The sequence below is a fragment of the Armatimonadota bacterium genome (assembly GCA_013314775.1).
Lineage (GTDB): Bacteria > Armatimonadota > Zipacnadia > Zipacnadales > JABUFB01 > JABUFB01.
Genome location: JABUFB010000001.1, coordinates 292,277 through 305,947 on the forward strand (window position 1 = coordinate 292,277; position 13,671 = coordinate 305,947).

Genomic DNA, 13,671 nt, shown 5'->3' on the forward strand with positions numbered 1-13,671 from the left:
TACGGTCCCACCGATTCGCCCATTGCCTTCCGCAGCCCTCAACGCTGCGGAATATGGGTGGGCACTCAAAATCAGGAACAAGCAAACCCGGGTCCTCGCCGGTGGCCCGGCGGGCATTGGCGCGCCGGCAGCGCAGTTGTAGACCCAAGGCGGTGAGTCAGTCTTGATGCAGGTTAGCTCAGGGCGGTTTGTGGGGCTGACGAGTGTTCTGCTGGTGCTTGTCTTGCTCTTCAGCGCCGGCGTGGCCCTCGCGCAGCGGGCCGAAGACGAAGAGGACATTGTCCTCAAGTCTGAGACCGACTACCAGCGGGTCGTCACTCTCGTCGACGGCGCCGAGATGAAGCGAGTCGTGGAAGACATGGCCGCGCTCGGCTCCCGTGTCACCGGTTACCCCGGTTGCGAGAAGGCCGTCGATATGGTGGTCGACAAGTTCAAGGAGCTTGGTCTCAAGGACATCACCATCGAGGAGTTCCCGGTGGTCGTCCCCATGGTCAAGCCTGATGAGAAAGGGCGCGCCGCGTCGATCGAGGTCTCCGGCGGCGAAGACCTGGAGATCCTGCCCCTTTGGCCCAACCTGGTTCGCACCCCCAAGACTCCGCCTGAAGGCATCTCCGGCCGGCTCATCTACGGCGGCACCGGCAACCTTCGGGCCTTCAACGGCAAAGACATCTCCAACTCCATCGTGCTCCTGGACTTCAACTGCGGCGCCGACTGGTTCAACGCCCCGCTCCTGGGGGCAAAGGCCGTGCTCTTCATCGAGCCTGAACAGACCCTGCGCGGCGACGCTGAGCAGAAGTTCCTGTCGATCCCCATCAACATCCCCCGCTTCTGGGTGCCCAAGGCCGCATCGGACTACCTCATGGCCATGCTCCAGTCCCGGGAGCGCGTCGACGTGACCCTCAAGTGCGACATGGAGTGGCAGGAGGTCACCGGCAAGAACGTCGTCGCCCGTGTGAAAGGCACCGACCCCAGGCTCAGCAAGCAGCAGGTGGTCGTGCAGGCATACTACGATTCCATCTCCGTCGCTCCCACCGCCGCACCCGGGGCGGAGAATGCCTGCAGCCTTTCCGCCATGTATCAGGTTATCAAGGCGATTCTCGACCAGAAGCCCAAGCGCAGCATCACCTTCCTCGCAACGTCTGGCCACTTCCAGGCGCTCAGCGGAAGCAAGTGGTTCGTTCGCGAGCGGATTCGCGGCGGCCGCAGCGAGAAGCGGGTCAGGCAGATGTTCAACCTGGTCGATACCGCGCGGCGCGAAATCGAGGAAGCCGCGGATCGAGTCTGGGAAGAGGACCGCAGCACTCGCGTTGAGAAGACCGAAGAAGAGATTACCGACGAGCGCATCCGCGCGCTCAGCCGCATCCGCAAGTCCCTCAAGATCGCTCTGAAAAAGATGCGCGGGCTCGAAAAGACCATCCGCAAGGCCCGCAAAGAAGACCCGAACCGCGGAAAGCTTGAGGAGAAGAAGCTCACCGAGGAGGAGCTCAAAGAACGCGAACGGCTGATCAATGAGTTTGATCAGGCGCTGCCCGAAATGAGACAGGCGCTGGAAGCTTGCCTCGATGTGGTGGACAATGGCCGCGCCCAGGGACGCCACGCCGACACGGCCACGAAGCAGGATATCCTGGCGAAAGTCCAAGAGTCCATCCAGGCCGCCACCGACGCCCTCGACTTCTCTCACGAGGGCATCTCCCTTTGGTTCTCGCTGGACCTGTCCAGTCACAATGACGCCTTCGGGATCTTCTACAAGGGCTACTTCTACAACTACGCCGAGAATATCCAGTGGAAGTTCTCGGACATCGGCAAGAAGGCCCGCGAATATAGCGAACTGATCGGGCAGGCGCTGGGTGTCGATCCGACTACCCGGTTCGCGGACGGGATCAACGCGATCCAGGGCAAGAGCTGGCAGACCTACATGGCCGGCAAGCTGGCCCTCGCCAATGAAGTCGCCACGATTGGAGGCATTCCCGGCCTCGGATTTGCCACCATCAACGATTCGCGCCCCTACGTGGACACCCCCATGGACGTCCCTGAACGGGTGGACATGGACAACGTCGTCACCCAGACACAGTTCCTTGCCTGTCTCATGTGCGACCTGATCAATATCTCCGACCCTCGCAGCAAGGACCTCTACGACCTGCAGCTTGACGATAACTTCGTCGAGGTCAAGGGCCGGGTTGTTGAGTTCGATCCGGAGACCACCACATTCCCGGATGAGCCTATTGAGGGCAAGCCCGTGGAAGGCACCCGCGCCGGCAATACGTGCGTCGTGGTTGCCCGCACCGGCGGCAAGACAGCGATGGGGGTGCGTTGCGAGCTCTTCGACATCCCGACGAACCTGGAGAGGGACAAGGAACCGGACCGCAAGCGAGACCCCAAAGCGCACCAGGAGTGGAAGGACAAGGGCGGACGCCTGACCTCGCTCATCGGCCTTCCCAACGTGCGTGCCCGCGGCGGCCAGGTCCCCATTGAGGGCTACGACCTGCACGCCGAGGACGGACGTGTCTGCATGGCCCCCGACCGCGGCGTCAACGGCAACGAGGCCTACCCCACCGCGCTCACTATGGATCAGGAAGTCAAGCCGGTCACCAGCGTCCTGTTCGCCTGCAAGTCCATGGCGATCTTCGACATGGTTGACCAGCGGTTCTTCGAGCTGCTGCGCGAGATCAACGTCTACGACGCCACCACGGACGCGGCACCCTACGAGTATGGCTACTGTCTGCCGCTTCCGCCGGAGCAGTTCACCTCCGCCTACGAGCCCTGCGCGGTTGTATTCGCACCCGGTGGCACCAAGGTGAAGGTCACCATGGGTGCCAGCGTCCTCGGTCTGCGGTTCGTTCTTGTGAACCCCACCGAAGAGGACCATGAGGGCGAAGGGTATCTCATCGACAAGTACCCCTCCATGTACGCAACGCCGTTCCGAGTGGCGATGGACATGTGGCAGCTCGACGAGGAGCGCATGACCCGTCTGCGCGAGCACGGCATCGAAAACAGCCGCGTGGATAAAGCTCACGTCACCGCCCGCACGCACCTTGAGGAAGCCAGGAAGTATCTTGAGCGGCGGCAGTATGACAAGTTCTTCACCGCTGCCCGCTCGGCGTGGAGCTTCGAGTCCCGGGCATATCCCGACGTGCGCCGCACGGCGAACGACGTCATCAAGGGCATCCTTTTCTATCTTGCGCTCCTCTTGCCTTTCGCCTTCTTCAGCGAGCGCCTGTTCATTGCCGCCCCCGACGTGCGCTGGCAGATCGTGGGATTCTTTGGCATTTTCATGCTGATCTTCTTCCTGATCGCCCTGGTGCACCCGGCCTTCGCCATCACGTTCACGCCGGCCATTATCCTGTTGGCCTTCATCATCCTGGCCCTGACGATGATCGTTATCTCCATCATCGTCCAGAAGTTCGAGGACCAGATGAAAGAGGTCCGTTACGAGCAGACAGGTATCCGCACCGCGGACGTGGGCCGTCTTAGCGCGTCCGGCGCGGCATTCAACCTCGGCATCGCGAACCTGCGCCGCCGCAAGGTCCGCACAATGCTCACCTGTCTGACACTGATCCTCCTCACCTTCACTGTTCTGTCCTGCACGTCCGTCGTCGAGGGCGTGCGCAACAACCGGATTCGCCTTCCCAAGGAAGCGCCTTACAACGGCATCCTGATCCGCGACAAGACCTGGGCGCCCATCGGCGAACCGACCCAGCGCGTCATGAACAACGAGTTCGGCGACCGCTACCCGGTTGCCCCGCGCGCCTGGTACTTCTCGAGTAAAGTCGGAGACCAGTCCTTCGTCACCGTCAGCCGCGGCCTTGATACCTACGCCGCCACGGCGATGGTGGGTCTGACACCCCAGGAAGCCGAGATCACCGTGGACCCGGCACAGCACCTGAAGAAGGGCGGACGGTGGTTCCGGCCCGACGACACCCTGGTCTGCATCATTCCCGAAGGCATGGCCGACAAGCTGAATATCTCGCCATCCCAGGTGGGAACGGCCTCTGTATCCGTGTTCGGAACCAGCCTGCGGGTCATCGGAATTGTGCGCTCCAATAAGTTCAAGAACCACGCCATCGACCTCGACGGCGAATCGATCACGCCGGTTGACTACCTGCTCATGCAGGAGCAGCAGGCACAGCAGCAACAGCAGCAGCGCGGAGACAAGATGAGCGAGGACGAACTGCGCGAGTACATCCATCTCGCGCCCGACAGTGTCCTGTTCGTCCCATACGAGTTCGTGATCAATGCCGGCGGCACCCTGCGTTCCGTGGCGTTGAAGATGGACAAGGCAGATGACGTGCGCAAGCACCTCGACGACCTCATGCAGCGCGTCGAGCTCAACCTGTATGCGGGAATGGATGGCGAGACCTTCCTGTGCAGTGCGGTCGGTGCTACCAGCTTCAAAGGCGCCTCGGACCTCGCGATCCCGATTCTCATCGCCGCTGCCATCGTTCTCAACACTATGCTTGGGTCCGTCTACGAACGCGTCCGTGAGATCTACATCTACAGCTCCCTGGGGCTGGCGCCTACCCACATCGCGGCCCTCTTCATCGCGGAGGCCAGCGTGTACGCGATCCTGGGCGCTATCGCCGGGTACCTCGTGGGTCAGGCGATGGCCAAGTTCCTGCTCACCTTCAACCTGCTCACCGGTCTGAACCTGAACTACTCGTCACTGTCGGCGGTGGCCTCCACGGCCATCATCATGTTCACGGTGCTGCTATCCGTTATCTACCCCGCGAAACGGGCGTCGCAGATCGCGATGCCCGGCATTGAGCGCCGTTGGACCCTGCCCGAGCCTGAGAACGACCAGATCGCAATGGGCCTGCCTTTCACCGTCACGGGCGACCAGGCTCTGGGTGTCAACATGTTCTTGCGCGAGTACCTCGCCGCCCACGCCGACTACTCACTGGGGCACTTCTCCACCGCTGACATCGACCTTGGCACGATTCAGGCGGAACTCGGCGAGGGCTATCAGTTGAGCGTCATGGTCTGGCTGGCGCCTTACGACCTGGGCGTTTCGGAGCGGCTCTTGCTGCAGACGGTGCCCACCGAAGACGCCGAGGTTTATCAGATCCGGGCCGTGATCATCCGCGAGAGCGGTGATGAGTCCTCCTGGATCCGTGTGACGCGCAACTTCATCAACATGCTGCGCAAGCAGTACCTGTTGTGGCGCACCTTCCCCGCGGGTCTCAAGGGCGAGTACGGACAGCGGGGTATGAGGCTCCTGGCCGGCGAACTGGAAGAAGAGGAATAGGAGCGCAGAGAAGCAGACGAGGGGCCGCCAAGCCGGCCCCGGGGAATCGATCAAACTAGCAGTGGAAGCAGCCCGGCTGGCCTGCTCGGGCAGAAGCATCCCCCGCTCCCGGGGACGGGCAGGACAATCAGCACGCGGCGTCAGCGCCGGAGGTGCCAAGTGGTACAACACGATCCGGAACTTGAACTTTATCGAGGGCTGATGGATCAGCCGGAGAAGTTCGAGGAGGGTTTCGACATCAAAGCCGTCGTCGGCGCCCTCTTCGTCGGCTTCGTCATGATGCCCGGCGCCATCTACCTCGGGCTCGTGGCCGGCCGGTCACTGGGTCCCGCGGCGGAGTGGACCACCGTCATCCTCTTCACAGAGGTTGCCAGGCGGTCCTTCGTCACCCTCAAGCGCCAGGAGGTCTATATCCTCTTCTACATCGCGTCGGCCCTGGCCAGTACGGGACACGGCGGCCTGCAGCTTGCAGGCGGCGCTTTCGCGGGAAAGATGTGGGACCAGTACTTCGTCCGATCTCCCGCGGCCAAAGGAATGGGAATTGCCAACGAGATTCCGTCCTGGGTCGTGCCTGGGCCCGATTCCGAAGCCATTCTGCAGCGAACGTTTCTCCACCCTGACTGGCTCATACCGAGCCTGCTCCTGCTGCTTGGCACCGTCCTCGGCCGCTTCAACAGCTGGGGCCTGGGTTACTTCCTGTTCCGCCTGACCTCGGACTATCAGAAGCTGCCCTTCCCCTTCGCGGCCATTTCTGCGCAGGGCTCCACCGCTCTCGCGGAAGCCTCGAGCAAGGAGGAGACCTGGCGCTGGCGCACCTTCTCCATCGGCGCAATGATCGGACTGGTCTTCGGCGCGTTCTACGTGGGTATCCCTACCTTCACCGGCGCCATCATGAGCAAGCCGCTGCAGCTTCTGCCGATCCCGTGGGTAGATCTCACCCGAAACACCGAGCAGATACTGCCGGCCATGCCCACAGGCTTTGTGACCGACCTCGGTTCCATCGGGTCCGGGTTCGTCGTGCCTTTCTGGGCAGTCGTAGGCGGGTTCCTTTCGGCGCTCCTGACCCTTGTCTTCAACCCGTACATGCACAAGATCGGTGTCCTCAGCAGCTGGCAGGCAGGTATGGGCACCATTGAGACCCAGTTTGCCAACCGTATCGACTTCTACTTCTCCTTCGGAATCGGTATCGCGTTCGCCGTCTTTGTAGTCAGCATGTACCTTATCGTCGCCATCTTCCGGGAGAACCTGCGGAAGCAGAGAGAGGAGGGCGGGCAGGGCACCAAGGGGAGCTGGACGCCACCACCGGGACGGGGCGACATTCCCACGTGGTTGTCACTGACCCTGTTCGCCGTCTCGACCATTGCCTACATCTACCTGTGCTGGCTCCTGGTGCCACGTTTCCCGCTGTTCTACGTAATCCTGTTCGGGTTCGTGGTCACGCCGATTCAGTCGATCATTGATGCGACGATGATCGGCATGACCGGCCAGTACGTGGGCGTCCCGATGGTGCGCGAAGCGACCATCATCTTCAGCGGCTATAAGGGCGTCGATATCTGGTTCGCGCCCATTCCATTGTCTGACTTCGGCGGCATGGCCCAGCATTTCCGGGTCATCGAGCTGACGGGCACGAAGATCACCAGTATGATCAAAGCCGAGCTGGTCATCTGGCCCATCACTATCTTCTGCAGCCTGCTCTTCTGGCAGTTTGTGTGGCGCCTTGCGCCGATCCCGTCCGTCTACTACCCCTACGCCCAGAAAATGTGGCACCTTTCGGCGCTGGAACGCGGCCTGTGGCTCACGTCAACGGTGAACCCCGAGCGCAGCGTTTTCTACCGCGCCTGGAACAAGAATATCGCAATCGGTGGGTTTGTCTTCGGGACCCTCTTCTACTACATACTGGCGGCCTTCAAACTGCCCACTATGCTGGTCTTCGGCATGGTTCGTGGCTTGGGGACCCTTCCACACTTCGTGTTCCCGGAGATGGTCGGGGCGCTGATCAGCCAGTACTACTTCGTGCCGCGCTACGGCGCGCGCCGCTGGAAGCAGTATGCGACGGTTCTCATGGCCGGGTACTCGTGCGGGATGGGGCTCGTGGGCATGGGCACGGTGGCCATCGCGATGATCAGTAAGTCCGTCTCCCAGATGCCCTACTAGGACGCATAGTTGAACTTTCTGGCGGGTAACCTGTCAAAGCAACAAGCCTGCGGACAAGAGAACCGCACGAGAGCGAACACCTCCCGCGGTCCGCAGATTTCTTGGAACCCATGCGGCCGCGGGATGTTATTCTAGAAGGGTGAGTCTGCCCGCCAAATCGGCCACCACGCTCTTTGTCAAGAGCGCGCCGTGAATCACCCGATACCGCCGCAGGAGGGAATGTGAATGTCGGTCAGAGTACACCGCCGCGGTTTCACCCTCATCGAGTTGCTTGTGGTCATCGCCATTATCGCCATTCTGGCCGCTATCCTGTTCCCGGTGTTCGCCAGGGCCAGAGGTAAGGCTCGACAGGCTGCGTGTGTCTCCAACATGAAGCAGATCGGGCTGGCGATGATCATGTACGCGTCGGACTATGACCAACTGCTGCCCTACTGGTGCATTGCCGGGTCCAGTGATCACAACCCGAACGACATCACGTGGGACGTCTCGATCATGCCGTACATGAAGAACCAACAGATCCTCATCTGCCCGGATAACACTTTCAACAGCGGCGGGAACACACATCCGAACCAGGACGGCAAGAAGCGCGGATACGCTCTGCCCCGTTACGTTGCTGCCCAAATGCAGGACGCGCCGCCGAACCCAGTCAAGACCCTGGTCCTCGTCGAGAAGGGCGCCTATCTGCCAGCCAGCTACGAGGACGCGGCCAGCGAACACCCGATCCAGGCCGGCTTCAGCAAGGAGTACCCCAACCAGGTCGCGTGCCGGCATAATGAAGGGAATAACTTCGCGTTCCTTGACGGCCACTCCAAGTGGTACAAGTTCTCGTCCGGGCCGTGGGTCGAGAACAGTTTCGTAGGATCGGATCCCGGAGGCGGTTACTGGACCGGCGACCGCGCCGGCCGCTGCGAGTTCCCTGAGGACTGGCCGACCCAGTAACGAACCTGCCGCTCCCAGCGGCTGCCACCCGCTGGCGCTCAACTCCGAGCGCGCGGCCCGAGCCCGGGCGCGCGCTCGGTTGGTTTACAGACTGCGGTGCGGATGTCGGAGGAGTGATGGACGATGGGACGAAAGCAAGGCTTCACCCTCGTAGAGATTCTGGTGGTGATTGCCATTATCGCTGTGCTGGCTGCCATCCTGTTCCCCGTCTTCTCCCGTGTGCGGGAGAATGCCCGCAAGACCAACTGCCTGTCCAACCTCAACCAGGTCGGTGTGGCGATGCGCGCGTACTCGTCGGACTACGGCGGCTACATCGTGAACTGGTGCGTCAGCCACCCGGCCTGTGCTGCCACCCCTGGGTGGCCCGCGCCGCCGGCGGAATCGGTGAAGAACGATCCGGCTGACGGCGTCGTGACCTGGGACCTGAGCATCATGCGATACCTGAAGAGCGACAAGGTGCTCCTTTGCCCGTCCAACAAGAACCCAAGGACCGACGTGGGGCGCGCGGCCCGTGCGTACGCCATCGCGCGCTACACCCAGAAGGTAGTCGCCGGGGGCATCTGGGGCCCCTCTCTGGGTATGATGGAGGGCGACTTCCCCAAGCCCACAGAGACCGTACTGCTCTTCGAGAAAGGCAACAATCTCCCCGGATCCTGGGGCGATGCGTGTGGCGAGAACGTGTTCGAAAGCCATAACGGACCGCTCATCGACCAGTATGCCCCCAACGACAACGACGAGCAGACGTCGGGCGGCCAGACTATCAACGTCCGCATGTTCCATGGTGACGGAAAGAACATCCTCTTCCTCGACGGCCACGCCAAGTACTTCACCAAGACCACCGGGCCTTTCGCGAAAGTCGGCGCATCCTACGCCGTCCCCGGTATGGTCTTCACACGCGCCGACATCCCCCAATGACCCGCGCAACCCACAATGCATAATCACGCTATATAACAACGAAGCAAAATCTGCTATAATGCGCGTGCCGGAAAGCCAGGCATCCAGCGTGGGACGCGCCACGCTGGATCCACAGCAAGAATTCCTTCAAACCCAATGAAACGCGGGCCCGAGAGGTCGCGGTTTCAGCCGACAAGGGGCTGTGAGCAGTGAGCAGTCGCAAGTGCCTGTTGGGCATTGACGTCGGATCGGTCAGCGTGAATCTTGCCGTGCTGGACGGGAACAAGTCAGTCATCCAGGAACGGTACGTTCGGCACAAAGGCCGGCCGATGAAGGTCGCCGCCGAAGTGCTGCGCGAGGCGATCTCCGAGCTGGGGATCGAGAACATCGCCGGCCTCGCCGCTACTGGAGCCGGGGGGAGGGTCATCGCACAGATTCTGGGCGCCACCTTCACTAACGAGGTCGTTGCCCAAGCCACCGCAACCAGTACCCTGCACCCAGAGGTCCGCACAGTCGTTGAGATAGGCGGGGAGGACTCCAAGCTCCTGTACCTGCAGCCTTCACAGTCGGGCGACCACATCGACATCGCGGACTTCGCCATGAACAGCATGTGCGCGGCAGGGACAGGCTCGTTCCTGGATCAGCAGGCCTCGCGCCTGGGGCTGAGCATTGAGGATTTCGGACGCCTGGCGCTGGAATCCCAGACACCGCCGCGCGTGGCCGGACGCTGCAGCGTGTTCGCAAAGTCTGACATGATCCATCTGCAGCAGAAAGCCACACCCACCAGTGACATCGTCGCGGGCCTGTGCTATGCCCTTGTCCGGAATTTCAAGAGCACCGTCGGCTCGGCGCGGGCCCTGGAGCCGCCGGTCGCCTTCCAGGGCGGTGTCGCGGCCAATCCCGGCATCGTTCGCGCCATGCGCGACGTACTGGAACTCACCGAAGACCAACTCGTAATCCCTGAGCATTTCGCGGCCATGGGCGCAATTGGCGCCGTTCTCAAGGCCGGCGACGACATCGCTCAGCCGGATTTCTCGAGGCTTGACGAACTTGCACAATACGTCTTTCATGCCGGCTCCGACCGCACCCTGCTTCCGCTGAAGCTCGACAATGCGGTCATTATGCCCGCTGAAGTAACGCGCCCGGAGCCTCGCGACGGCGAGCGCATTCCCGCGTACCTGGGTGTGGATATCGGCTCCATCAGCACGAATCTGGTGGTCATCGACGCCGACGGCAATGTGCTGTGCAAACGCTATCTGATGACCGCCGGCGCGCCAATTGAGGCGGTCCGTACGGGCCTTCGCGAAGTGGGGCAGGAAGTCGGCGCCATCGTGGACATCCGGGGCGCCTGCACCACCGGTTCCGGCAGGTACCTGATCGCCGACTTCATCGGTGCGGACGTGGTGAAGAACGAGATAACCGCCCAGGCAAGGGGCGCTCTGGCCATCGACCCGAAGGTGGACACCATCTTTGAGATCGGCGGCCAGGACTCCAAGTATATTCGCCTGGAGAACGGCCACGTCGTCGACTTCGAAATGAACAAGGTCTGCGCCGCGGGAACTGGATCCTTCCTGGAGGAGCAGGCGGAAAAACTGGGCATCAGCATCAAAGAAGAGTTCGGGAATCTTGCTCTGCAGGCGAAAAACCCGGCCAACCTGGGCGAGCGCTGCACCGTGTTCATGGAGACCGAACTGCAGCGTAACCAGCAGGCCGGCACCCCCACTGAGGACCTCGTCGCCGGGCTCGCGTACTCTGTTGTCTATAACTATCTCAACCGCGTGGTGGCTCGCAAGCCCGTTGGCGAACGGATCTTCTTCCAGGGGGGCACCGCTTTCAACCGCGCCGTAGTCGCCGCATTCGGCATGGTCACCGGCAAGACGATCACCGTCCCCGCACACAATGAAGTCACTGGCGCGCTAGGGTGCGCCCTCATTGCTCGTGAGGAAGACCAGGGCAAGGGCAGCCGATTCAAAGGCTTTGATCTCAGCGAGCGCAAGTACACCATCCAGTCCTTTGAGTGCCGCGAATGTGCGAACCGCTGCGAAATCAACAAGGTCACCGTTGAGGGCGAAAGGCCGCTCTTCTACGGCAGTCGGTGCGAGAAGTACGATGTCGACCGCTCGCGGCGCACCGATATCGATCTGCCGGACCTTTTCGCCGAACGCGAGCAGATGCTGCTTACGGCGTACCAGCCTCGCACGGAGCTTCCGGAAGATGCGCCCAGGGTCGGCATTCCCCGGGCGCTCATGTTCCACGACCTGTTTCCGATGTGGCACGCGATGCTCACGGAACTCGGCTGCCGAGTGGTCCTCTCCGACCCCACAAACAAGAGCATCATCCATGAAGGCGTGGAGAAATCGGTGGTCGAGACCTGTTTTCCCGTGAAGGTGGCGCTGGGGCACGTCCTGGACCTGCTGAGCAAGGACATCGAGTACATCTTCCTGCCCAGCGTGATCAACCTGCCCAAGCTGGACAAGAGCATGACCGACTCCTTCGTCTGCCCCTACGGGCAGAGCTTCCCATACACCGTCAATTCGGCGGTGGACATCGAAGCACACGGCGTGAAGCCTTTGCGCCCCGTATTCTATCTCGAACACGGATCGCGCCAACTTGTGCCGGCTATGACGCCGATCGCGAAGGAACTGGGAAGGAGCGAAGCCGATGCCCGGCGCGCAGTGGATGCCGGAATCGCCGCTCAGCGCCGGTTCGCCCAATTGCTGCAGGTCCGCGGAAAGCAGGTGCTGGACAACCTGCCCGAAGACCGGCCGTCAATCGTCATCGTCAGTCGCGCGTACAACGGGTGCGATCCCGGCGCTAACCTGGAGATCCCCCAGAAGCTGCGGCACATGGGGGTACTGGCGATCCCCCTGGACTTCCTCCCGCTGGACAATGTGGAATTGCCGGGCGACTGGTTCAACATGTACTGGCGCTACGGCCAGCGAATCCTTGCCGCCGCCGAGGTCATCTCGCAGAACCCGAAACTGCACGCGCTTTACTTGACGAACTTCAGCTGCGGGCCCGACTCCTTCATCATGCGGTACTTCCAGGAACGCCTCGGAAGCGAACCCGTGCTGATGATCGAGGTCGATGAGCACAGCGCCGACGCGGGGATGATCACCCGTTGCGAGGCCTTCCTTGACAGCCTGGAGTCCACGAAGGGGCAGGTCTTCGAGAAGGGTCGGACCTTCCGGCCTCTGAGCATCGCCACCGGGTCGCGGCGCGAGATGCTCATCCCCAACATGAGCAGCCATGCATATGCCGTGGCCGCCGCTTTCCGGGCCTGTGGCATGCCTGCGCGCGTCATGGATCCGCCGGATGATGAGACCCTTATGTGGGGTCGCAAGTACACATCTGGCAAGGAGTGCTTCCCCTGCATCGTCACCACCGGCGACATGGTGCGCGAGGTCATGCGCCCGGACTTCGACCGGGACACCGCCGCGTTCTTCATGGGCGGTTCCGGAGGTCCCTGCCGATTCGGTCAGTACAACGCCCTCCAGCGCATGGTGCTGGATGATCTGGGCTACACCGACGTCCCGCTCTACGCCCCCAACCAGGCAAGCGGCTTCTTTGACGACCTGGGCGTGGTGGGACGCAAGTTCCTGCGGCTTGCCTGGCGAGGAATGGTGGCAGTAGACTTGCTGGATAAGGCGCTGATGGAGATTCGCCCTTATGAGGTGCGGCCAGGCACAACCGATGCCGTCCACCAGGTCTCGCTTGAGGATGTGACCGAGGCTGTCGCCGGCAACGGTGATCTCCTTGCAGCCCTCAAACGTTCACGTGACCGGTTCGCGGCAATCGAGATCGACCGCTCGCAGGAACGCCCGATCATCGGGCTCGTGGGCGAGTTCTACATCCGCGCCAACGCCTTCAGCAATGAGGACCTGGTGCGCAAGATCGAGGAACTGGGCGGGGAGGTCTGGGCATCGCCGATCTACGAGTGGTTCCTGTACCGAAATTTCCGCCGTGACATGCGTGCGAAGCTTGCCGGAAACCTGAAGCTGCGGCTCAAGAACTGGCTCATGGACCGGGTGATGGTCTCCGATGAACACCACCTGATCGCTGCTTTCGACGGGCTTCTGCGCAATGCCTATGAGCCCCCCACACAGGAAGTCCTGGCCATGGCCGAGCCTTACGTGCACCGCAGTTTCGAGGGCGAGGCGATCATGACCGTGGGCAAGGCAGTGGACTTCGCTCGCAAAGGACTCAGCGGCGTGGTGGCGGTCATGCCCTTCACCTGCATGCCGGGCACGATCTCCGAAGCCCTCATGAAGCGCGTCCGCGAAGATGAGAACGAGATCCCCTTCCTCAACATGGTGTACGACGGCTTCGAGCAGTCCACCGCGCGCACTCGCCTTGAGGCTTTCATGTACCAGGCGCGGGAGTACATGAACCGCAACCGCGCGGCTGCTGCGCTCTGACAACCCCACGCTTGTCGCAGAGGC

5 protein-coding genes are annotated in these 13,671 nt (G+C 61.9%); all 5 read left to right on the forward strand.

Annotated features, from left to right (window positions below):
- Positions 1–166: 166 nt before the first annotated feature.
- Positions 167–5,242, forward strand: a complete 5,076-nt coding sequence (locus tag HPY44_01145; protein NSW54592.1) for a M28 family peptidase — start codon at positions 167–169, stop codon at positions 5,240–5,242.
- Positions 5,243–5,443: 201 nt separating this feature from the next.
- On the forward strand, positions 5,444–7,396 hold the full coding sequence (locus HPY44_01150) for a peptide transporter (GenBank protein ID NSW54593.1): 1,953 nt from the start codon (positions 5,444–5,446) through the stop codon (positions 7,394–7,396).
- 225 nt (positions 7,397–7,621) lie between these two features.
- Positions 7,622–8,335, forward strand: coding sequence for a DUF1559 domain-containing protein (locus HPY44_01155; GenBank protein NSW54594.1), 714 nt, complete (start codon positions 7,622–7,624; stop codon positions 8,333–8,335).
- Between the two features lie 123 nt (positions 8,336–8,458).
- Positions 8,459–9,250 carry a DUF1559 domain-containing protein gene (locus HPY44_01160; protein NSW54595.1) on the forward strand — a complete coding sequence of 264 codons (792 nt, stop codon included), beginning with the start codon at positions 8,459–8,461 and terminating at the stop codon, positions 9,248–9,250.
- 188 nt (positions 9,251–9,438) lie between these two features.
- Positions 9,439–13,647 carry a CoA activase gene (locus HPY44_01165; protein NSW54596.1) on the forward strand — a complete coding sequence of 1,403 codons (4,209 nt, stop codon included), beginning with the start codon at positions 9,439–9,441 and terminating at the stop codon, positions 13,645–13,647.
- Positions 13,648–13,671: the final 24 nt, after the last annotated feature.

Bases quoted from the DNA above. Each gene is read 5' to 3' on its own strand.
- HPY44_01150 (NSW54593.1), top strand. From the start codon at position 5,444: ATGGATCAGCCGGAGAAGTTCGAGGAGGGTTTCGACATCAAAGCCGTC.
- HPY44_01155 (NSW54594.1), top strand. From the start codon at position 7,622: ATGTCGGTCAGAGTACACCGCCGCGGTTTCACCCTCATCGAGTTGCTT.
- HPY44_01145 (NSW54592.1), top strand. From the start codon at position 167: ATGCAGGTTAGCTCAGGGCGGTTTGTGGGGCTGACGAGTGTTCTGCTG.
- HPY44_01160 (NSW54595.1), top strand. From the start codon at position 8,459: ATGGGACGAAAGCAAGGCTTCACCCTCGTAGAGATTCTGGTGGTGATT.